Source organism: uncultured Paraglaciecola sp., from assembly GCF_963977085.1.
Lineage (GTDB): Bacteria > Pseudomonadota > Gammaproteobacteria > Enterobacterales > Alteromonadaceae > Paraglaciecola.
In genome coordinates this window covers 1-21,799 of the sequence record NZ_CAXBNC010000039.1, presented here as the reverse complement: position 1 = coordinate 21,799, position 21,799 = coordinate 1, and the positions used below count along the sequence as shown (strand labels likewise).

The 21,799-nt window shown below is 37.9% G+C and carries 19 protein-coding genes; 18 read left to right on the top strand and 1 reads right to left on the bottom strand.

All coding sequences use genetic code 11. The features are described 5' to 3' along the window. Positions 1-789 precede the first annotated feature (789 nt). Positions 790-1,077 (top strand): GIY-YIG nuclease family protein, encoded by a 288-nt coding sequence (locus AAC000_RS23040; RefSeq protein WP_339726257.1) that lies wholly within the window; start codon positions 790-792, stop codon positions 1,075-1,077. A gap of 935 nt (positions 1,078-2,012) precedes the next feature. Here AAC000_RS23040 and AAC000_RS23035 read toward each other — a convergent pair. After that, positions 2,013-3,899 (bottom strand): asparagine synthase C-terminal domain-containing protein, encoded by a 1,887-nt coding sequence (locus AAC000_RS23035; protein ID WP_339726255.1) that lies wholly within the window; start codon positions 3,897-3,899, stop codon positions 2,013-2,015. Positions 3,900-4,204: 305 nt separating this feature from the next. Between AAC000_RS23035 and AAC000_RS23030 the strand changes: the two genes are divergently transcribed. The 17 genes from AAC000_RS23030 to AAC000_RS22950 all read left to right on the top strand — a co-directional run bounded on the left by AAC000_RS23030 (position 4,205) and on the right by AAC000_RS22950 (position 21,602). Beyond that, on the top strand, positions 4,205-4,864 hold the full coding sequence (locus AAC000_RS23030; RefSeq protein ID WP_339726253.1) for a PEP-CTERM sorting domain-containing protein: 660 nt from the start codon (positions 4,205-4,207) through the stop codon (positions 4,862-4,864). A gap of 11 nt (positions 4,865-4,875) precedes the next feature. Continuing rightward, positions 4,876-5,031, top strand: a complete 156-nt coding sequence (locus tag AAC000_RS23025) for a lasso RiPP family leader peptide-containing protein (protein ID WP_215930163.1) — start codon at positions 4,876-4,878, stop codon at positions 5,029-5,031. A gap of 58 nt (positions 5,032-5,089) precedes the next feature. Beyond that, positions 5,090-6,028: a hypothetical protein gene (locus tag AAC000_RS23020; protein ID WP_339726247.1), complete on the top strand. Its 939-nt coding sequence runs from the start codon at positions 5,090-5,092 to the stop codon at positions 6,026-6,028. 35 nt (positions 6,029-6,063) lie between these two features. Then, a complete protein-coding gene (locus tag AAC000_RS23015; RefSeq protein ID WP_339726246.1) occupies positions 6,064-7,470 on the top strand; it encodes an undecaprenyl-phosphate glucose phosphotransferase in 1,407 nt (468 codons plus the stop codon). 268 nt (positions 7,471-7,738) lie between these two features. Then, entirely contained in the window at positions 7,739-9,256 is a 1,518-nt protein-coding gene (locus AAC000_RS23010; protein ID WP_339726245.1) for a hypothetical protein, read from the top strand. Beyond that, the gene (locus tag AAC000_RS23005; protein WP_339726243.1) at positions 9,253-10,281 is read left to right on the top strand and encodes a glycosyltransferase; all 1,029 of its coding nucleotides are present in this window, start codon (positions 9,253-9,255) and stop codon (positions 10,279-10,281) included. Before AAC000_RS23010 ends, AAC000_RS23005 begins: the two co-directional genes overlap by 4 nt. A 122-nt stretch (positions 10,282-10,403) precedes the next feature. Continuing rightward, positions 10,404-11,582, top strand: a complete 1,179-nt coding sequence (locus AAC000_RS23000; RefSeq protein ID WP_339726241.1) for an O-antigen polymerase — start codon at positions 10,404-10,406, stop codon at positions 11,580-11,582. Then, positions 11,579-12,337, top strand: a complete 759-nt coding sequence (locus tag AAC000_RS22995) for a polysaccharide pyruvyl transferase family protein (protein WP_339726240.1) — start codon at positions 11,579-11,581, stop codon at positions 12,335-12,337. The genes AAC000_RS23000 and AAC000_RS22995 overlap by 4 nt, the downstream gene beginning before the upstream one ends. After that, on the top strand, positions 12,327-13,463 hold the full coding sequence (locus AAC000_RS22990; protein ID WP_339726239.1) for an acyltransferase: 1,137 nt from the start codon (positions 12,327-12,329) through the stop codon (positions 13,461-13,463). Before AAC000_RS22995 ends, AAC000_RS22990 begins: the two co-directional genes overlap by 11 nt. Further along, positions 13,460-14,593 (top strand): glycosyltransferase family 1 protein, encoded by a 1,134-nt coding sequence (locus AAC000_RS22985; RefSeq protein WP_339726238.1) that lies wholly within the window; start codon positions 13,460-13,462, stop codon positions 14,591-14,593. The genes AAC000_RS22990 and AAC000_RS22985 overlap by 4 nt, the downstream gene beginning before the upstream one ends. Continuing rightward, on the top strand, positions 14,590-15,756 hold the full coding sequence (locus AAC000_RS22980) for a glycosyltransferase (protein WP_339726237.1): 1,167 nt from the start codon (positions 14,590-14,592) through the stop codon (positions 15,754-15,756). The genes AAC000_RS22985 and AAC000_RS22980 overlap by 4 nt, the downstream gene beginning before the upstream one ends. 1 nt (position 15,757) lies before the next feature. Beyond that, a complete protein-coding gene (locus AAC000_RS22975; protein ID WP_339726236.1) occupies positions 15,758-16,312 on the top strand; it encodes a putative colanic acid biosynthesis acetyltransferase in 555 nt (184 codons plus the stop codon). Continuing rightward, positions 16,313-17,233, top strand: a complete 921-nt coding sequence (locus tag AAC000_RS22970) for a glycosyltransferase family 2 protein (protein ID WP_339726235.1) — start codon at positions 16,313-16,315, stop codon at positions 17,231-17,233. It begins immediately after the preceding gene. Then, a complete protein-coding gene (locus AAC000_RS22965; RefSeq protein ID WP_339726234.1) occupies positions 17,230-18,468 on the top strand; it encodes a glycosyltransferase WbuB in 1,239 nt (412 codons plus the stop codon). The genes AAC000_RS22970 and AAC000_RS22965 overlap by 4 nt, the downstream gene beginning before the upstream one ends. Positions 18,469-18,500: 32 nt before the next feature. Continuing rightward, positions 18,501-19,616, top strand: a complete 1,116-nt coding sequence (gmd, locus tag AAC000_RS22960) for a GDP-mannose 4,6-dehydratase (RefSeq protein WP_339726233.1) — start codon at positions 18,501-18,503, stop codon at positions 19,614-19,616. 376 nt (positions 19,617-19,992) lie between these two features. Continuing rightward, positions 19,993-20,952, top strand: a complete 960-nt coding sequence (locus AAC000_RS22955) for a GDP-L-fucose synthase (RefSeq protein ID WP_339726232.1) — start codon at positions 19,993-19,995, stop codon at positions 20,950-20,952. A gap of 164 nt (positions 20,953-21,116) precedes the next feature. Further along, a complete protein-coding gene (locus tag AAC000_RS22950; RefSeq protein ID WP_339726231.1) occupies positions 21,117-21,602 on the top strand; it encodes a GDP-mannose mannosyl hydrolase in 486 nt (161 codons plus the stop codon). The last annotated feature ends 197 nt before the right edge of the window (positions 21,603-21,799 follow it).

Here is a 21,799-nt window from a genome sequence, read left to right as displayed (position 1 = left end):
GCTAATCTATCATCGTCATTCCGATCACTCTCGCTAATCTATCATCGTCATTCCGATCACTCTCGCTAATCTATCATCGTCATTCCGGCAGGCTTTTAAGCCGGAATCGGTTTTCTCAAAGGCTAAGACTAAAAATAGATTCCTGCTAACAACATGCAGGAATGACAAATTGTTTGGTATTGAGGAGTAGCGAGTTGATCGACCTTGAAGAATGACATAACCACCGCCGTCATTCCGGCAGGCTTTTGAGCCGGAATCGGTTTTCTCAAAGCATAAGACTAAAAATAGATTCCTGCTAACAACATGCAGGAATGACGAGTTATCTGACACTGAGGAATGACGAATTGTTTGGTATTGAGGAGCCGTGAGGTGTTTGATACTGAAGAATCGCGAGTTATCGACATTAAAGAGTCGCGAATTGTTTGACCTTGAAGAATGACATAACCACCACCGTCATTCCGGCAGTCTTTTGAGCCGGAATCGGTTTTCTCAAAGGGTAAGACTAAAAATAGATTCCTGCTAACAACATGCAGGAATGACAAATTGTTTGGTATTGAGGAGTAGCGAATTGTTCGACATTGAGGAATGACATAACCACCGCCGTCATTCCGGCAGGCTTTTAAGCCGGAATCGGTTTTCTCAAAGGCTAAGCCTAAAAGTAGATTCCTGCTAACAACATGCAGGAATGACGACTTATTTGGCACTGAGGAATGACGAGTTATATGGCAAGCAGCATATAAATACCCTATACATATTAAATTAAGCATTTTTCAAAAAGAATGGACTCTCATGAAACAGCCAGCAGTTTACATACTGTCAAATAAGAAATACGGCACGTTATATATAGGTGTCACAAGTACGTTAGTAAAACGTATTTGGCAACACAAAAATAACTCAATTGAAGGATTTAGCTCTAAATATCAATTACATAATTTGGTTTATTATGAGATTTACACCGATATGTATACCGCTATTAGTCGAGAAAAACAGCTGAAAAAATGGAAACGCAGCTGGAAAATACAGCTAATTGAAAAAGAGAATATAAATTGGAACGATCTATACCCCACATTACTTTAAACATGTGGTGATGACAGTGCATAGATTCCTGCTAACAACATGCAGGAATGACGACCTATTCGACATTGAGGAGCCGCGAATTGTTCGACACTGATGAACGACATAACCACCGCCGTCATTCCGGTAGTCTTTTGAGCCGGAATCGGTTTTTCTCAAAGGGTAAGACTAAAGATAGATCCCTGCTAACTACATGCAGGAATGACGACTTATTCGACATTAAGGAGTCGCGAATACTTTTACACCGATGTGTCGCGAGTTATTTGACACTGAGGAATGACATAACCACCACCGTCATTCCGGCAGGCTTTTAAGCCGGAATCGGTTTTCTCAAAGGGTAAGACTAAAGATAGATTCCTGCTAACAACATGCAGGAATGACGAGTTGTTTGGTATTGAGGAGTCGTGAGGTGTTTGACACTGAGGAATGACAAAACCGCCACCGTCATTCCGGCAGTCTTTTGAGCCGGAATCGGTTTTATCAAAGGCTAAGACTAAAGATAGATTCCTGCTAACAACATGCAGGAATGACGAGTTGTTTGGTATTGAGGAGTCGTGAGGTGTTTGACATTGATGAGTCGTGAGTTATTTGACACTGAGGAATGACAAAACCGCCACCGTCATTCCGGTAGTCTTTTAAGCCGGAATCGGTTTTTCTCAAAGGGTAAGACTAAAGATAGATTCCTGCTAACAACATGCAGGAATGACGAGTTGTTTGGTATTGAGGAGCCGTGAGGTGTTTGACATTGATGAGTCGTGAGTTATTTGACACTGAGGAATGACGAGTTATTTGACACTGAGGAGTCGCGAATTATTCGAACTTGAGCAGCCAACCAATTTAACCTGCATTTCCCAGCCTTTTTCTGCTTTACTCTGCCCTTCTTTGCCCTTATCTGCCTTTCCCTGAACTTATCTGCTTTACTCTGCCCTTCCCTGCTCCTATCCAGGAAAATGCGTTTTAAGCCACGAAAATGTCAATATGGCATAGAGTAGGTCCACTTGTAGTGGTAAGTCTGGGTTAACCACGACTCTGTCGAACTCAGCTAATAACAACGACTGGTTAACTAGGCCCATATCGGCAAGCCGCTGATCTTTGAGAATGTCTCGTAGTTCAGTGGCGTTTTCTCTTACCAAATTGCCGAAGTGTTGGTCAAAAGTGGTTTTTTTGAGATTCCAGCAAACACTGCTGGGTAACCTATCACTCATGGCATTCCTTAAAAGCCACTTTGGATAAGGCCCTTGTATCAATTGTTTAGCGGGGATCGCAAAAGTAAACTCGGCAATAGCAGTATTAAAAAACGGATGGCGTACATCAATATCAAATTGTTGCGCCACTTTTTCATAAGAACGCACTGCATTGTAAGTCGAGGTTGTTTTTAAGCTGCTATATCTGTTGTAACCAACAGGGTCTTTGTTTATATCAAAGGGATTATTAATGCGTGTTTCTTCAATAGATAATGACTTAGCTTTATCGGTTAACCAAATTGGCATGGCCTGTTCATCGGTTCGTTTGCGATTAAGTGTCAGGATTTTTAACACTATTTCTGGTACTAAAGGTTTCACAAATAAGTTGCTTAATGTTTGGCGTTTCGACATTCCTACGGCATCACAAGCCTTGAGTACCTCTGTCACAACGCGCCAATCACCTTGTTTAAACCTTTGTGTATAGGCAACGCTATGCCCCCAGCACATCTCATCGCCGCCATTACCCGTAAGTAGCACATCGGCGCCCGCCTCTTTCACTAAGGCTAATTCTTTTACATAACGAGGTGACAACACTGTTCCCGGACTTTCTAAGTCTGTGGGATACAAGGCTAAAAAGTCGCGATCTTTACCTTCATCCACCGACATTTGAATACTTTTATCAATTTTTAAGAAACCCAACATATCCTTAACCAATTGACTTTCATCAGATTTCTCAGACTGAGTATAGATATGAGATAAAGGCAATACCTTCTTATCTACACCGTTTAAATAGTCGTTAGCCAAAGCGGTAATACTGGTTGAATCTAAGCCGCCACTCATTTGTGACGCTATTAACGACTGCTGGGAATCACAGGCATCAGTCACACTATGGTTTAATAACTCATTAAAACCTTCGGAATACTCTGCCTGAGTGGCTAAGGTGATTTTATTATCGGGATCAATATCCCAAAATTTGGCGATTTTAGCTTTATTATCCAACGGCAATTCAAGCCTGTAACCAATGGGTAACACATTTACCTGCTCAAAAAGTGATATGGCGGGGTTAGGATAACCACTCAACCAACTCGATAAACCCCGCGCAGAAAGCGTCAATTCTTTACCCAACATAGTTTTTATAAATTGCAGGTCGGTAGAAACAATTCTGCAATCTGCATCCTCTACCCAATAAATTGAACGAGAACTAAGAGGGTCTGTTGCGATATGGATACTATTTTGGTCAGCTGCTATGGCCACAAGTAAAAAACTATTTTCCAATTTCGAAAATATTTCACTTTTATCTTGGGCGAACATTTTGCTTAATTTATGTGCAGAAACATCCAGACTGGTGCAATCTTCGCCGCTCAAAGACGACGTGAAAGATATTTTAGTACCCGCAGACTCACCTAACAATATGCTTTTATTAACTATTTTTTTATTAAAGTCAGCAAAATCAAATTTTGGTTCGAACTTTGCACTGTCATCAGAGTATAGAATTAGGTTGTTTTCTTTCTCAATAGAAATGAGGCTAGCAAAGCGCTGCGGATAATGTGTACTCAGTCTTTTGTGGAAGCTATCCAAACCATCAAACATGACATTTTTGTTAACTTTTTGTGAACATTCTTTGAAAACACATATAAACATCAGTTTTACTAACCTTTTTAAGTAAATATCAATGATATCAAGCACAAACTATAACCAATTAAAATTTACTTATCTAAAAAATGAACCAATTGGGATCAAAAACAGTGCAATGTCGGATTTTTTTACAACTTTAATCAACATTTAGTGCCGAAACCCACAAAATACTATAAATAAATTACCAACACTAAATAAAGCACTGATTTATAAGAAAATAAAATAAACGGCCTACTTATTGCATTTCAAAAATTAGATTTAATCGGTTAATTTATTAACTGAAGACAACACCCTAACTTTTGGAGACGGATATGAAAAAGCTTTTACTTTTGGGTTTTCTATCAATGTTTGGCGCAAGTCAAGCTCACGCAAGCTTTACAAGTATAATTACTGGCGCAGATATGGCTGGTTTGCAAGTAACAGCTAACTTTACAGGTGGCCTTACAGAAACGTTAACCTGGCAGGTTATTAGTACTGGTACTGGCTTAACCGACACAGTTTCGTTAGAAGGTGAAGAAGGCGGTGTAAACGGCTCTATGTTTTCACTCACCCAGAAAGGCGACTCTATAGGTAACGTAGACAACAACGGCACTGAAACTTTTTTAGATGACGATGTATTTTTTGGTCTTTGGTCACTCACCAACAAATCTCAGATTATGTTAACGTCAATTGTAATTAGTGCTTTAGGTACCGACGTAGTGTTCGATTCTGAATTCGACGACAACGGAAATGGTTCTGGTTTAGGGCGCGCATTTATAATTAAACCATCAGGCGTAACTGCACTAGCCACCTACAGCGACCTAATTCAAGAAGAGTTATATAGCACCTTATCAATTGCGCTTGATTTAGACAGCCAAGGCAGCATCAACTTTTTTGCAGATACGGATATTAAAAACGTACCTGCACCAGCAACATTATCTTTATTACTACTAGCCCTTGGTGGTTTAGTGGTGCGTCGCAAACAGGCTTAAGGAGAGTTCACATGACTGATTCAACTATTAATTCAAGCGAAAAACGTGAATACGTAAAGCCTGAACTTACAAAAGTAGGCAGCTTAGCTGAGTTGACTCAAGGTTTCTCTGGAAGTGTTCCAGACGAAAACGGTGGTCATACTAAGCGCAACCCTTTCCAGGGGTAGACTGTTTTTTCAGGCTCTAAAGACTAACTTTAGGGCCTGATACTTCTGACAGAAACTAATGTTAAAAGATTTTTATTCTATGCCTTTACATGGCGTAGCTTGTGGCGTTTTGGGCTCAAAAAAAAGCTTACCTTACAATCTGTCTTTGAATTTCGACTCAATAATAGAAAGTACGTTAGGCGATAAAATTTGGTCTTTGGTTGATCAGGGCGAGAGGTACCGCACCGAACTCAACCTATTCAGAAGCGCCACTAGTAGTAGTTTACAAGTAAATTGCGAAGGCCAAGGTGTTTTTAAATTTACTGGCAACCAACTAACCATAGATTGGCAGGCGCTAGGCACAGGCTCTTCCCATTATTTTCAAACGGTTGGGTTAGCCGTTTGGTTAGAGATGAGCCAAGTATTATGTATTCATGGCAATGCACTTGAATACAATGGGCAAGCAATAGGATTAGTGGCGCCAAGTGGCACTGGAAAGTCCACACTAAGCGCAAAATTATGCGATAGCGGTTTTTCATGGATGACCGACGATATGATGGCGTTACATCCAGAAAATAATGGTGAACAGTTTAGAGTTTATCCAAGTTGGCCAATCGCAAGAATGTGGCCTGATTCGGTGCAAACAGAACTGAATGTTAATCACGAATTACTGAGCAAGGTACACGACGGGTTTAGCAAGCGAGTTATAAAACTAGAGGGCAATTTATCCGCTGGTGATACCAGCCAAATATTAACGACAATATATGTACTTAACCGAGTAACTGACACACAAAAAAGCTGTGAAATTAAAACGGTTAAAGGCAGCAGAGCCTTAATACTACTGTTGCAAAACAGTATTTTAGGTGATGCCTATAGAGCCTTAGGTGTTGAACAAAGCAGAATGGCAACTCTAAGTAAGTTGCTAGAAAAAATAACGATTAAAGAAGTCACTTATTGTAACGGAAGTCACAATTTAAACATTGTGCGCAACTACATTCTTGAAGATTTAGCTAAATAACCCGTTAAATATAGAATGCAAAGGAAGTAAATAAAATGACTAAGCAACAGCATGGAATGGTTAAAAATAATACCAATAAAATGGCGGCCTTATATCGCTTAATTGATATTATTTTGATTCAAGTACTTCTCTATGTATGCGTAATGTTTTACACCCAAGGTTACGACGAACATTACTTTACGATCTCACTCATAGGCTCAGTGGCTTTTGCGTTAATTGCAGAATCATTCGCACTCTATCGTTCTTGGCGGGCTGGCTTTTTTACACAAATCATTTTTTATACCTTTACCTGCTGGGCATTTTCATCAGTTGTAGTGTTTGGTTACTTGTTTTTTTCAAAAACAGCAACAGACTTTTCCCGTGTGGCATTAGGTTTATGGATGTGCTCATCGCTATTTAGCTTGATTGCATGGCGCTTTTGTTTTCAGATGTTTTTGTCGAGCATGCGCCGTAAGGGATACAACACCCGTAACATTGCCATTTTTGGTTTGTCTGAAAAAGGAATACGGTTAGCTAAAGAGGTCCTAGATAATCCAGAAACAGGTTACCGTATGGCAGCCTTTTATGACGACCGTGACAAAACTAGGCTCGATGAAGACTATCATTACTATCTTCGTGGCAGTATTGCTGAAGGCATCAAAAACGCTAAGAACAACAAATACGACGTTATTTATATCACCCTGCCTATTCAAGCAAAAGTTCGTATTGAAGAAATGTTATTTGCTTTAGGCGACTCAACTGCCAATGTGCATGTGGTACCCGACTTGTTTATGTATTGTTTAATGCACGGCGAAATGTCGCATGTAGGTGATGTGCAAACCATTAGCGTTTACGATAACCCTATGCAAGGCAGTTTAGGTGTGTTGAAGCGTTTAGAAGATTTATTCCTCTCCATTAGCATTTTATCTGTTATTGCGCTCCCCATGTTAGCCATTGCTCTAGCAGTTAAATTCACCTCAAAAGGCCCTATTATCTTTAAACAAGACAGATACGGACTAAACGGCCGCAAGATAAAAATATGGAAGTTTCGCTCAATGACAGTCACCGAAAATGATGACGTTGTCACTCAAGCAACAAAAGGTGACTCCCGCATCACTAAAGTAGGCGCTTTTTTACGTAAAACATCGTTAGACGAACTGCCGCAATTTATCAACGTATTAAAAGGTGATATGTCGGTCATTGGCCCTCGCCCTCATGCAGTAGTGCACAATGAAGAATACCGCAAAATAGTCGACTTCTATATGCTCCGCCACAAGGTAAAACCAGGCATAACTGGCTGGGCTCAAGTAAATGGAGCACGGGGCGAAACCGAAACAGTCGACAAAATGAAAACACGCGTAGAGTACGATTTAGAATACATTCGAAATTGGTCATTATGGTTAGATTTTAAGATTGTTACCCTTACAATATTTAAAGGGTTTGTGGGTAAGCATGTTTATTAAGAATGCTTCTTTTAATTATTTTTTTATTTCTTCCTCTCGACAAGAAGTCCCTTGCTGTTCAGTGCCGAATAATTTTAGCGACTTCATAACACAAAGTGATGCCATTATCGTCAAACGCATGATTGATTACGTACTCAATACTGCAAACAAAATCTATAAACGTGTTTTGTTTAAACAAGGTATATATATGAATTTTAAATGCTTATAAAAATATAAATCATGTTTAGGATTTGTTCGAATTACAAGCTCGCTGGAAAATAAATAGTATATGGTTAAACCAACAACAACTACTAGACGGATTTTATCTGCAAGCTTTGCCTCATGGGTAGGACTCTTGGCAAATATAGTCATCCAAATCGCTCTAGTACCCGTTTATTTAAGTTATTGGGGAGCTGAGACTTACGGATTGTGGTTAGTATTTTTAAGTATCTGGAGTTTTTTAATAATCATCTACAACGGTTATCAGATATATGTAGGGTTTGAAGTTATTAAGGTGGCTGATAGAAAACCTGCAGTAAACACAATTATGTCCTCTACTATGATTATAGTAATGGGGATTTCAGCATTATTAGTATTCATGAGCTTGATGTTTTGGAAGTATGATACAGGAAGTCTATTAGGCTTATCAGCAGAAATGGCTAATTTATTAGGCCAGCTCTTAATTATATACAGCATTGCTTGGCTAGTATCAGGTTCTTTTCACGGTGTATTAGAAAAGTGGCTTATACCTTACGGTTTTAACCCCTACTTTTCATGGTTTAGAACAGGTAGATTAGTTATTAGCAATTTAGTTGCTGTTATATCGGTTTCTAATGGATTAAGTATTTTTAATACCGTCTTTGTTATGGCTTTATCAGATATTCTAGTTTTTTGGCTGAGCTCCTGCTTCTTAATTAAAGTTCTACGAAGACATGAGTTAGGTTGGTGTAAGAATGTTTCCTTACTGTTGGGTTTAAGCTATTTTAAAGGATCGTCTTATTTGATGCTTAAATACTTATTAGACTCTATCAGAAATGTAGGGTTAAGAATATTGTTAGCGCCATCATTACCTGTTAACCAGATAGCACAATTCACAACATTGAGAACACCCTCAAATATTGTAATGCAAGGTGCCAATAGCTTAGCATTTGCTATACAACCTGAGTTGATGGGGGCAATAAGGGATAAAGAGTTTAATAAGGTATTTGTTTTAAATACATTTATTTGGTTGTTAATTTCCTTTCTAATTATACCTTTCGTTTATACTCTGCAGTTAGTAATGCCATTCTTGTTTGAGCTGTGGACACTTGGTAAGTTAAGTTTTGATAATGAAGTTTTTACCGTTTTTTCAATTATTGTAGTGGTATATGCTTTATATCTACCACTTGAATCAATTGTTAAAGGTAATAATTTAGTTGAAAAACAGGTTTTCATTAGTGCGTTAGCAACGCTACTCTTAATTGCTTTAATATCTTGGTTGTTACCCAGTCACAAGTTGCTAGGCGCAGCATTTGCGTTACTTATTGTAGAAATCGTTGTCTTATTTTTATATCTGATATTTGTTTTCAGCTGGTTAAAAAACGCCGGGTTCAAAGTACCTTATTTTCTGTTTGTAATGACATTCGCAAATTTATTAGTTTTTGCTTCTCTACTTTATTTCATGGTTGAGACAAACAACTATAGATTTTATTTCATGATTATTGGCGTAGTCATTTCAGTATCGTTTGGGTATATGACGTGGCTGTGTTACCCAAAAGAAATAAAGAAACAACTTATAAACCTACTAGTGAGTAAGTTAAAAAAATGAAAATAAAGAGAATTCTATATGTAGGTGAATGCAATGGAAATAGTCTGTGTCGCTTAAATGCAATGAAAAGATTAGGGTATTCAGTTGAGGTTGTTACTCCTAGAAAATTTTTACCTGATTCAGCTTGGGTTAGTCGAATATTCTGGCGGTTTAGCGGAATTTTTTTTGTGCCATGGATAAATGTAGGATTAAAGAAGTTTTTAAAGAAAAGAGCAACTTATGATTTAGTTTGGGTTAATGCAGGAGACTATCTATTCCCTTCATCGGTTGAAATTCTTAAACAGGCAACAAAAAAAATAGTTAATTACAATACTGACGATCCGTATGGAAAAAGAGATGGGAATAGGCACTTAGGATATCTTAAATCAGTACCGCTATATGATCTGATTGTCGTTGTACGAAAACCAAATATCGCTGAAGCTTACCAATTTGGCGCAAAGCAGGTTTATTTTACATTCATGACAGCAGATGAAATAGAGCATAAGCCTGTTGACCTTACAAAGTCCGATAAAGGTAAATATAAGTTTGATGTATTGTTCTTAGGAACGTGGTTTCCGGAAAGGGGGCCATTTATGCTTAAACTTATTGAACTGGGTGTTCCTTTAACCATTGTTGGGCCAAATTGGGGGAAATCCCCTGAATGGCCTAAATTAAAGAATTGTGTAGCCTCTAATGGCTTTTTTGGTAAGGATTATTCAAAAGCAATTCAAGAGTCAAAAATATGTTTAGGGCTTTTGTCGAAAGGTAATAGAGATGAACATACTACAAGAAGCATGGAAATCCCTGCTCTTGGCAGTTTATTTTGTGCTGAGAGAACGACTGAGCATGAGTTTTTATATAAAGATGGGGTGGAAGCTGTTTTTTGGAGAACCCCAGAAGAGTGTGCTGAGAAATGCTTGGGTCTTTTACAAAATCCTAGTCTAATCGATGAAATTTCTAAAAATGGTAATACAAAAGTATATAAGAACGGCTCTTTTAATGAGGATATGATTAAAAGTGTATTAGGTCGAGTGATAAACCAATAATTATGTTTTTTATCATTACTAACATAATACTTTCTCTATTAGTTTACTCATACATGAAACGGACTAGTAACTCTATCACGCCATTTCAATTCATGGTTATTCTTACGTATCTTAGTTACTTAATGTTACCTGTACTATCTGGGTATGAAATAAACTACGTTAATGACTCAGAATATTATGTTTTTATTTTGGGTACCCTACTCTCTTTTTTAATAATTGCCTTTTATGTAAAAAAATCAAAGTTAAATACTAATTTATTAGATTTTAAAAGCTTCGTTTTCAGATTGAATAATATTAGTTTGAGGTCTTACTACTTTCTCGTTTTCTTATTTTTATTTATTGTCTATTACTTTTATGCCCAGTACGGTGTTTTGTTTCGTCTTGCAGTTGGAGAGACTGCTAAAGAAAGTAGTTTATACGGGGTGTTATTTTCTACTTTTTTATTACCACTGTTGTATTTGATTTTGTCTGTTAGTTTGGTGAAAATCATTACTATTAATCATATTGGTCATAAACTTTTAATTGCTAGCGTCTTAATATTTATATTCATGTTTTTGCTTTTTACTGGCCGAAGAGATTTTATATTAGGTTTGTTTTTTGTTTTTTTCATCGTTTCGATTGTGAAAAAAGTTGATTTTTATCAGGTAAAACATATCCCTGTAGTACTAACCTTCTTGATGATTGTAGTTTTAGGGTCAAATATTTATCAGTCCATAAGATTTAGTACATGGATGATCGTTGATAATCCTGGCCTATTTTTTAATACATTTGATTTTTGGGAAGCAGCTTTTGATTTTGATAACACTGAAACAAATCTCACAGTTAGGACAACTGCTTTAGATTTTAATTTATTTTTAGTTAATCAGTACATCTTTGAGCTTAAAGCACCTACCTTTGGTGCGGGAATATGGCAAGAATTAGTAAACTCTATTCCTTCAATATTATTACCTTTTAAAGAATACGTAAATTGGGATACCCTTATAGCTGAACACCTTAGGATACGTGAAGATGATTTTCCTACAACAATAATTGGGCAATTGATTGCAGATTTTTGGCTCTTAGGGTTCTTTTTTTATAGTTTAGTTATTCTGGTATATCTCAAAATCTCTCTTTGGTTTCTTAATACGTTAAGAAACTCTCTTTTAATGTATTCAGTAATTTATGTTCTTCTTGTTTACTCAATTTCGAATATAGAAGGTTCTTTAGGAGGCTTAATCGTTTCGTTAAGAACAATGTTATTTTTCGTTTTCGTTTACTTGACTATGCAATTTATTAAGCAACGAATAAGGTTAAAATTATGATTAAAAAAGATGATTTCAATGAACTTAAATCAACCATATTAAGGGAATGTAAAGGAAAAAAAGTGTATTACCTTCCAAACCCCGGGAATTGGGGTGATGGTTTAATTCGCTATGGAACTATAAAATTTCTGGAAGAAATTAGACTTGAGTACAAAGAACTCACCCCAAATAAAAAGGATTGGATCTTACCGTTTTTACGGGGAGGTGTTGTAATTTATGGCGGTGGTGGTGCTTGGTGCAATAATTGGGAAAATAATTATGTTAAAAAATTAAGTAAGCGATTTAAAGTTATTGTTTTACCTTCTACTTATGAATTTGAGTACAACTTTAATAATGTCATTTTCTATGCAAGAGATAAATTCCAAAGCATAGAAAATGCTTTAAGCGCTAAATTTACACATGATATGGCTTTCTATATCGGGAGTGAGTTTTATACGGGAAATAAAGGATTGGGGATTGGGAATTTTTTTAGAGAAGATACCGAAAGCGCAAATGTAATTAAATTACCTGAGACAAATATAGATATCAGTCATAAAGGCAATCATTTAACACCTGTTTCTCGATTTTTTAAAGAGTTGGATTATTTTGAAACTATCTATACAGATAGGTTACACGTAGCTATTGCTGGGGCTTTATTAAAAAAGGAAGTCCATTTGTATCCTGGTAATTATTTTAAAATTGAAGCGATTTACAATTCAAGTTTGAAACCTTATTTTTCGAATATTACTTTTCATAAGACCGCTGATGATTTTTAAGAACTTACACCCTAGTTTCAAGGAAAGAGTACATATCACTCCAGAACTTTCTAATTTTTTAGATATGTTACGCTGGATTGCTGCGCTTGTAGTCGTAGTAGCCCACATAAGATCCACCATTATGGTGCCATACAGTGAATTGGTTTCATCTAACTTGTTCTTAGATATATTTTATTTTGTTTCTAATATAGGCCATGAGGCCGTCATTGTGTTTTTTGTTTTAAGTGGTTTTTTGGTAGGTGGTAATACTTTAGATAGTTTTATTAACAATAAGTTTTCATGGCGAATTTACTTAGTTAATCGAGTCAGCAGACTTTATGTTGTTTTAGTCCCAGCTCTGATTATTGGGTTTGCTTTGGATTATTTTGGCAGCTATTTATACGAACCTTACTATATGAATGAATATGGTTTTGGCCCATTTGCATATGATGTTACCACAAGAGTTAATTTTGATACATTTGTTATGAATTTATTAATGATGCAAACATCACATTCAACTCAGTTCGGGAGTAATGGGCCTTTGTGGAGTTTAGCTTATGAATTCTGGTACTATATTACTTTCCCTCTGATTTTGGGTCTTATTTATAACAAAAAAACATTAAGCCGTTTTTTCTCTGCGGTTATTTTGGTACTTCTGCTTATTGTTCTAAATACAAATATATTCATTTATTTTGCTTATTGGTTGATTGGGATAATTGTTTATCTTCTTTATAAAAACAAATGCGAGAGTTATTCTCATCTTTATATTTCACTACTAATCTTTATATTATTGGTATACCTGTCTTATATTAATTTTTTTAATGTTTATAAAATTTCGTTATTTTTTCTCGCTATTGCAACAGGCTATTTAATTTATAGTTTACAAACGAGTAAAATTCTCTTCTCCGCGTTTAACGTCAAAATGGCCAGCTTTTCATACACGTTGTACTTGTATCATGCTCCTCTATTGCTGTATTTAGCATCTGAGCTAGGCATTACAAAAAGCCAACCTGAATGGAGTTCATTTGCTTTATTTGTCTTTCTTTTACTTTGTGTTTATGTGTACTCTTACCTTGCATACTTACTTTTTGAAAAGAATACTCTTAATGTCAGGGCCTTCTTACACAAAGTTACAAGTGCTAAATGAAAATTCTATTAATAGCTAATTACACTCTCAGCAAGCAAGAGAGTATGCAACGTTTTGCGGATATGCTTACAGAAGGCCTGCTTGCAGACGGTCACGACGTTCATGTGATGCGTCCTAAAGCAATTTTATGTAGAGGTGAACAGGCCGAGCATGGATTAAATAAATGGTTAGGCTACATTGACCGTTTTTTTCTATTTCGTTGGCAATTAAAGCAAGCTGCTAAATGGGCAGATGTGGTGCATATATGTGATCACTCAAACGCCATGTACGCCAAATGGATTAATAAACCATCTTTAGTGACTTGTCATGACCTATTAGCCATCCAAAGTGGTTTAGGGTTGATAGAAACGAATAAAACGGGGTTTACAGGTCGAGGCTTGCAGAAATGGATTGCCTCTGGGTTACTGGCGTGTACTCATGTTACTTGTGTTTCTAAAAACACACGGGATGAATTAATCAAAACCTTAGATTTCCCAAGAGAACAAACTTCAATTGCCTACAATGCACTCAACTATCCTTATTCTCCTATGTCGCAAGGTGAAGCTTGGGCATTACTTAATAAACGATTACCTGATTTAAAACCATCTTACTTTTTCCATTTAGGTGGAAATCAATGGTACAAAAATCGTAAAGGTGTTGCTGAAATTTTTTTCCAATTAATTCAGTATCCTGAATATAAAGACCATAAGTTAGTATTAGCAGGTAAACCTTGGCCTGATGATTTAAAGGATAAAATAAACACTCTTGGAATAAAAAATCAAGTCATTGGAATCAATGATTTAACCAATGAAGAAATCCGTGCTTTTTATTCAACCACTGGCGCATTAATTTTTCCATCACTTCAAGAAGGCTTTGGCTGGCCTATTGCCGAAGCACAGGCTTGTGGCTGTATAGTTATTACCACAGGAAGGGCTCCCATGACAGAAGTGGGTGGTGAAGCAGCTATATACGTTGAACCTGAAATCCCTGCACAGGCCGCTGAAATTATTCATAAAAAATTAAATGCTCGTAAAGATTTAACAACAGAATCCATTGAGAATGCCAAAAGGTTCTCTATGAAAGCGATGATCTCAGCGTATACAACTGGATATAAAAAGGCCTATTCAATGGATAGAGACAATATAAAATGAAAATACTACGAGTAATCTCTTCAGTTGATAAAGCCAATGGCGGTCCAATTAATGGCTTGCTAAATAGTTCAGCAGAATTAGTTGCTAAAGGGCATGAGGTTACGGTTTTATCTTTAGATAACCCAATAGAAGATCATATTTCTGGTTTTCCCTTTACATTAGTAACCTATAAAAGTTCATTGGGTTCATTAAAATATTCCGGCCAATTTAAATTGTGGCTCGAAAAAAATATAACTAGCTTTGACGTAATCGTTATCCATGGCGTTTGGCAGTATCACAGTTACGCTACCTCTAAAGCTTGCATTAAATACAACATTCCATATGTTTTGTTTACTCACGGCATGCTTGATCCTTGGTTTACCGAAACAAACTTTTTGGGACGAATGAAAAAGAAACTTTATTGGAAGTTTTTTGAAAGGCATTCAATCAATAATGCAGCTCAAGTATTGTTTACGTCTAAAGAAGAATTAAGACTAGCACGCCAACCTTTTAATCCTTATTCAGCAAACGAAAAAGTAGTAGCCTATGGCAGCCCAGTGCCTAACACTGCCGAGTTAAATGCTAAGGCTGCATTTTATGAACACTTTCCAGCATTATCAGATAAACCATTTCTATTATTTCTTAGCCGTATTCATGAGAAAAAAGGAATCGACTTATTAATCGAAGCTATGGGCAAATTACACGACAGATATCCTGACATACAGTTGGCATTGGCTGGGCCTGATCACAACAATTTACGACCAAAATTACATGAAAGAGCAAAGGCCCTAAAAATTGAGAATAGAATCACTTGGTTAGGCATGTTAGACGCAGATATTAAATGGGGCGCATTTTATGCGTGTGAAGCATTTGTATTGCCATCACATCAAGAAAACTTTGGCATTGTTGTATCTGAAGCGCTTTCGACAGGTACTCCGGTACTCATAACTAAAAAAGTTAATATATGGACTGAAGTGGTTGATGCGTATGCTGGTTTTGCAGAAGATGATTCGGTTTCGGGAGTAAAGGACACTTTAGGATCTTGGTTATCTTTAGATACTGAACAGAAAATTCAAATGAAACAAAATTCGGTCGATTGCTATAGACGAAATTTTTCAATGAAAGCTGCCGTTGAGGATCTTGAAAAAACACTACTATCTGTTACTGAAGATAAGTGCAATTAATATGACTAAATTAAAAAACAAAAGCGCATTAAATAGCGCTGTTTTCCCCCTTAGAAACAAAGTCCAAAGAGCTGTTTGGGGAGCTGTATACTTTTTTCTGTTTCGTTTTAGTCCCACTCCTCTATTTACTTTTAGACGTTTTTTACTTTCAGCCTTCGGAGCTGATGTGCACTTTTCAGCTAGAATTTATCCCTCAGCAAGCATATGGCTGCCCTCAAACCTAACCATTGAGGAAAAGGCAACATTAGGCCCAAAAGTTAATGTATACAATCAAGGAAAAATCACTATTGGTAGAAGAACCACTGTAAGTCAGGGCGCTCATCTTTGCGCCAGCACCCATGATTATAATGATCCTTTGCACCCCTTATTATTGGCGCCTATTTGTATTGAAAGTGACGTTTGGGTATGTGCAGAGGCTTTTGTAGGGCCTGGCGTTACACTTAGCGAAGGTTCTGTAATTGGTGCAAGAGCTGTGGTCGTCAAATCAACTGCACCTTGGAGCGTATCTGCTGGCAATCCAGCTAGACACATCAAAGAACGCACAAGGTTTAATTAAATGGAACATAAGTTAAGTCTAATCATTCTTACCTTTAACGAACAACTCCATATCGAGAGATGTATAAATGCAGCCAAAAACCTGAATGCACAAGTTTTAGTGATTGATTCATTTTCAACCGATAGAACTTGTGAAATAGCTAGGGATTTAGGTGCAAAAGTTTTTCAAAATCCCTTTGTTAATCAGGCGCAACAATTTCAATGGGCAATGGATAACTGCGCGGTGGATAATCAATGGGTGCTTCGTTTAGATGCAGACGAAACTATTGATTCAGAACTTGTAACAAATATTAACGAATTTATAAGACTAGATGGTAACGGCCACAACGGAGCTATATTCCACCGCAAACATATTTTTTTAGGCAAGTGGGTTAAATATGGCGGGCGCTATCCATTACCCATGTTACGACTTTTTAGGAACGGGCACGCCCATATAGAGCAACGGTGGATGGATGAACATATTGTATTAAACAACGGTACATCTACCTTTCTACAGGGCGGGTTTGCTGACGATAACCTTAACTCTGTAAGTTGGTTTATTGATAAACACAATAAATATGCTTCGCGAGAAATGGTCGACATTATGCTTAAGCGGCTTATGCCTAATACCGATTCTAAAATTACACAAGCCACCAGTTTATCCATCAAATTGAAACGTTTTTTAAAACAGTCTGTGTACATGAAATTGCCCTACTTTGCGCGACCGTTTATTTATTTTAATTTCCGTTACATTCTTCAATTAGGTTTTTTAGATGGCGGCAGAGGATTTGCATACCACTTTATGCAAGCGTTCTGGTACAGAGCACTGGTTGACCTCAAATGTATTGAGGTTGAGAGAGAATGGCAAACAGAAATGAATATAGCTGAAAAAGTATCAGTCCTTGAAAAGTATAGCGGTTATTCTCTTGAGGACTACAAATGAAATTCATCCTAAACAGCCTTAACTATTCCCCCGAGCTAACCGGTATTGGCAAATACAATGGTGAAATGTGCCCAGAACTTGTTAAACGTGGAATTGAAGTAAAAGCTATGGTTGCCCCGCCTTACTACCCAGAGTGGCAAGTACACGATGGGTTTATAAACGGCTGGTATTCTAAAAGTTTTGAACAAGGCGTAATAGTGCACCGCTGCCCTTTATATGTGCCTAAACAAGCCACCACGGTTAAGCGCATTATTCACTTATCTTCGTTTGCATTTACTTCTGGGTTAGCCTTGTTAGGGCAACTATTTAAAAAGCCTGATGTTATTTTTTTGGTGCAACCTACCCTATTCTGTGCACCCATTGTATTGCTAATAGGCAAACTAACCGGTGCCAAAACCATTATGCATATTCAAGATTTTGAAATTGATGCCATGTTAGGTTTAGGCATGGCTGGTACCGAGCAAGGTAAGGTAGGTAAGTTTGCTAAAACAATAGAGCGCTGGTTATTAAGTAAGTTTGATGCGGTGTCGAGTATTTCTTATAGCATGTTAGATAATGCCAAACGAAAGGGCGTAGCAGATGATAAATTACTGTTATTCCCCAATTGGTCAGACACAGACTTTGTTACTCCTAATACTAGTGGTGATAAGTTAAAACAAGAATGGGGCTTTTCGCCTACCGACCAAATTGTTTTATACGCCGGTAATATAGGTAAAAAGCAAGGGTTAGAAGTTGTGCTTGAAGCAGCACAACATTACCTAGATCAGCCTTCAATCAAATTTGTATTTGTGGGGGCTGGTGCTCATGTTGATGAATTAAAAAATATGGCAAACAACCTGCATCTTACAAATGTGCATTTTTTACCCCTACAACCCTGGGAACGGGTACCCGAAATGTTAGCCTTGGCCAACATTCATTTAGTGGTTCAAAAAAAGGGCGCGGCCGATGCGGTATTGCCGTCAAAATTAACCAATATACTTTCGGCTGGAGGTCATGCTCTGGTCACTGCAGAGTCAGATACTGAACTAGGTAAATTAGCCAAAACCTTTGACGGTATTTACCAATGTGTAGAGCCTGAAAACTTACAGGCATTTCTTGGTGGGTTAGCCAAAATGTTTGAGTTAGATTTAAGTCACCATAACACTGTGGCTAGACAATACGCTGAAGAATACCTAGCTAAAGACAAAATACTCGACAAGTTTGTAGAAGATTTGCAGCAACTTGTTAGTCAATAAAATTCATAATTAAAAGGGATAGAGTAATCATCATGAAAAAAGCACTTATTACAGGAGTCACTGGACAGGATGGCTCCTATTTAGCCGAATTGTTGTTGGAAAAAGGATATGAAGTGCATGGTATTAAGCGCAGAGCATCACTGTTTAATACCCAACGAGTTGATCATATTTATGAAGATGTACATATTGAGAACGCGCGTTTTAAATTACATTATGGTGATTTAAGCGATTCATCTAACCTGATCCGCATAATGAAAGATGTTGAGCCCGACGAAGTGTACAACTTAGGCGCCCAATCACATGTTGCAGTGTCGTTCGAAGCACCAGAATATACCGCTGATGTAGATGCTATTGGCACCCTAAGGTTACTCGAAGCGATTCGCTTTTTGGGATTAGAAAAGAAAACTAAATTTTACCAAGCGTCTACCTCTGAGTTATATGGTGAAGTACAAGAAATACCTCAAAAAGAAACCACCCCATTTCACCCTCGCTCGCCGTACGCAGTTGCTAAAATGTACGCCTACTGGATAGCCGTTAACTACAGAGAGTCTTATGGCATTTATGCTTGTAACGGTATTTTATTTAATCACGAATCACCGCGCCGCGGTGAAACCTTTGTTACCCGCAAAATCACCCGAGCCATAGCCAACATCGCCCAAGGTTTAGAGTCATGTTTATACCTAGGTAATATGGATGCATTACGTGACTGGGGACACGCCAAAGATTACGTACGTATGCAATGGATGATGCTACAACAAGACACGCCAGAAGATTTTGTTATTGCCACAGGCAAACAAATTTCGGTACGCGAATTTGTGCGTATCTCTGCCGAAAATGCAGGCATTACTCTTGAATTTAGTGGTGAAGGCTTAGATGAGATAGCCACTGTAACTGCGGTAACAGGTGACAATGCACCGAGTGTTAAAGTAGGCGATGTCATAGTTAAAGTAGACCCTAGGTACTTCCGCCCAGCAGAAGTTGAAACTCTTTTAGGCGACCCATCAAAAGCTAAAGAAAAACTAGGCTGGACACCAGAAATAACAGTTGAAGAAATGTGCGCCGAAATGGTCGAACATGACCTAACAATAGCTAAACAAACCGCATTACTTAAAGCCCATGGGCATAAAATATCAGTTTCGAAAGAGTAGGAAAACAGATAAGAGCAGTGTGGGGCAGATAAAGGCAGATAATAGCAGCGTGGGGCAGATTAGAGCAGCGTGGAGCAGGTAAGGGCAGATAGGAGCAAGGTGGAGCAGATAAGGGCAAGGTAAGGCAGCAAAGAGTAGCTTGACGCAGGGGAAAGCAATTTAGGGAAGAAAAATATAGTAAAGCTGAGTGAAGCAGTTAACTATTAACTCTGTATCCTCCTGGCCAGTCTGCTTTTTCTGTTTCTGTCTGCAATATTCTTTCATTCCTTGCCTAGTAAACTTTTCCTGCTTATCTCTGCAACATACTGTATCTCCCTGCCTAGTCTGATTTATTCTGCTTTTCTCTGCAGTAAACTGCATTCAAAAAGGAAAAAATATGAAAAAGGTATTTGTTGCGGGGCATAATGGCATGGTGGGATCGGCTATTGTGCGGCAATTGCAAAAACAAGGTGACGTTGAGTTGGTTTTGCGTAGTCGTAAAGAACTTGATTTATTAAGCCAACAGGATGTAGCGGATTTTTTTAATACCGAAAAAATCGACCAGGTGTATTTAGCCGCCGCTAAAGTGGGTGGTATTGTGGGTAACAACACCTACCCAGCCGAGTTTATTTATCAAAACTTGATGATACAGTGCAACATTATTCACAGTGCGCATTTAGCTAACGTACAAGATCTGTTATTTTTGGGGTCGTCTTGTATTTATCCCAAATTGGCTGAGCAACCCATGGCCGAATCAGCGTTACTAACCGGTACCTTAGAGCCAACAAACGAGCCTTATGCTGTGGCTAAAATAGCCGGTATAAAATTGTGTGAGTCCTACAATCGTCAATATGGTCGTAATTATCGCAGCGTGATGCCAACCAATTTGTATGGGCCGAATGATAATTTTCATCCTGAAAACTCCCATGTTATCCCAGCTTTGTTACGGCGTTTTCATGAGGCAAAATTAAATAACCAAGCCGAAGTGGTTGCTTGGGGCTCAGGTAAACCTATGCGCGAGTTTCTACATGTAGACGACATGGCTGCTGCATCGATTTATGTAATGGATCTCGATCAGCAAACCTACGCTGACAATACCCAAGAAATGCTAAGCCACATTAACGTGGGTACAGGCGTGGATTGCACTATACGAGAGCTAGTCGAAACGGTTGCAAAAGTGGTGGGTTACAAAGGTGAGATAGTCTTTGATACCACTAAACCCGACGGCGCCCCCCGTAAACTCATGAACGTAGACCGCTTAAAAAACCTAGGTTGGGAATATTCAATCAACTTAGAACAAGGCCTAGCCAATAGTTATCAATGGTTCTTAGATAATCAGGATAGTTTTAGGAAATAAAGAAGGCAGTGGCTAGTGGCTAGTGGCTAGTGGCTAGTGGCTAGACAGGGTTAAAAGCGAATAGCTTAGAGCATTCAATAACTTTTTACTTACTTCTATCTATTTTTAGCTCTTCTTCACTATCCACTAGTTTCTATCTACTACCTACTGCCTTCAGGATAATTATGTTTTTAGACAAACAAACGTTTTCGACTGTTATTAAAAGTACACCTTTGGTGTCGATTGATTTGGTGATTAAAAATAACCGAGGGCAGGCTTTGTTAGGTCAGCGTTTAAATCGGCCAGCTAAAGATTATTGGTTTGTGCCTGGTGGTCGTATTTTAAAAGATGAGTCGTTAGCCGATGCGTTTGTTCGCTTAACCACTGAAGAACTTGGGCAAGTTTTTACCATCGATCAAGCCACATTGTTAGGCCCCTTTGATCACTTTTATCAAGACAATGTATTTGGAGATGAATTTACCACTCACTATGTGGCCATAGCCTATGTTCTGAATATTGGAGACGACTTAACCAACTTACCCCTTGACGTTCAGCATGGCGGTTACCAGTGGTTTGAAATTAACGACTTGCTTAAACAAGAAAAAGTGCACAAACACACTAAGTGGTATTTTGAACAGGAGCAGGAGCAGGAGCTAGATGCTAGATGCTAGATGCTAGATGCTAGATGCTAGATGCTAGATGCTATTTAATCATAGATTGTGGTTATCGGTCATCAACAGCATAACGACATGCTGGGAGTTGGCGCTTGGATTCCTGCTAACAACATGCAGGAATGACGATAGGTTGTAATTCCCCTGTATTTCTCCGTCATTCCGGTGAGCTTTTAGGCCGGAATCGGTTTCCTGCT

Coding starts and splice junctions, on each gene's coding strand:
- AAC000_RS23040 (WP_339726257.1), top strand. CDS start 790: ATGAAACAGCCAGCAGTTTACATACTGTCAAATAAGAAATACGGCACG.
- AAC000_RS23035 (WP_339726255.1), bottom strand. CDS start 3,899: ATGTTTATATGTGTTTTCAAAGAATGTTCACAAAAAGTTAACAAAAAT.
- AAC000_RS23030 (WP_339726253.1), top strand. CDS start 4,205: ATGAAAAAGCTTTTACTTTTGGGTTTTCTATCAATGTTTGGCGCAAGT.
- AAC000_RS23025 (WP_215930163.1), top strand. CDS start 4,876: ATGACTGATTCAACTATTAATTCAAGCGAAAAACGTGAATACGTAAAG.
- AAC000_RS23020 (WP_339726247.1), top strand. CDS start 5,090: ATGTTAAAAGATTTTTATTCTATGCCTTTACATGGCGTAGCTTGTGGC.
- AAC000_RS23015 (WP_339726246.1), top strand. CDS start 6,064: ATGACTAAGCAACAGCATGGAATGGTTAAAAATAATACCAATAAAATG.
- AAC000_RS23010 (WP_339726245.1), top strand. CDS start 7,739: ATGGTTAAACCAACAACAACTACTAGACGGATTTTATCTGCAAGCTTT.
- AAC000_RS23005 (WP_339726243.1), top strand. CDS start 9,253: ATGAAAATAAAGAGAATTCTATATGTAGGTGAATGCAATGGAAATAGT.
- AAC000_RS23000 (WP_339726241.1), top strand. CDS start 10,404: ATGTTACCTGTACTATCTGGGTATGAAATAAACTACGTTAATGACTCA.
- AAC000_RS22995 (WP_339726240.1), top strand. CDS start 11,579: ATGATTAAAAAAGATGATTTCAATGAACTTAAATCAACCATATTAAGG.
- AAC000_RS22990 (WP_339726239.1), top strand. CDS start 12,327: ATGATTTTTAAGAACTTACACCCTAGTTTCAAGGAAAGAGTACATATC.
- AAC000_RS22985 (WP_339726238.1), top strand. CDS start 13,460: ATGAAAATTCTATTAATAGCTAATTACACTCTCAGCAAGCAAGAGAGT.
- AAC000_RS22980 (WP_339726237.1), top strand. CDS start 14,590: ATGAAAATACTACGAGTAATCTCTTCAGTTGATAAAGCCAATGGCGGT.
- AAC000_RS22975 (WP_339726236.1), top strand. CDS start 15,758: ATGACTAAATTAAAAAACAAAAGCGCATTAAATAGCGCTGTTTTCCCC.
- AAC000_RS22970 (WP_339726235.1), top strand. CDS start 16,313: ATGGAACATAAGTTAAGTCTAATCATTCTTACCTTTAACGAACAACTC.
- AAC000_RS22965 (WP_339726234.1), top strand. CDS start 17,230: ATGAAATTCATCCTAAACAGCCTTAACTATTCCCCCGAGCTAACCGGT.
- gmd (WP_339726233.1), top strand. CDS start 18,501: ATGAAAAAAGCACTTATTACAGGAGTCACTGGACAGGATGGCTCCTAT.
- AAC000_RS22955 (WP_339726232.1), top strand. CDS start 19,993: ATGAAAAAGGTATTTGTTGCGGGGCATAATGGCATGGTGGGATCGGCT.
- AAC000_RS22950 (WP_339726231.1), top strand. CDS start 21,117: ATGTTTTTAGACAAACAAACGTTTTCGACTGTTATTAAAAGTACACCT.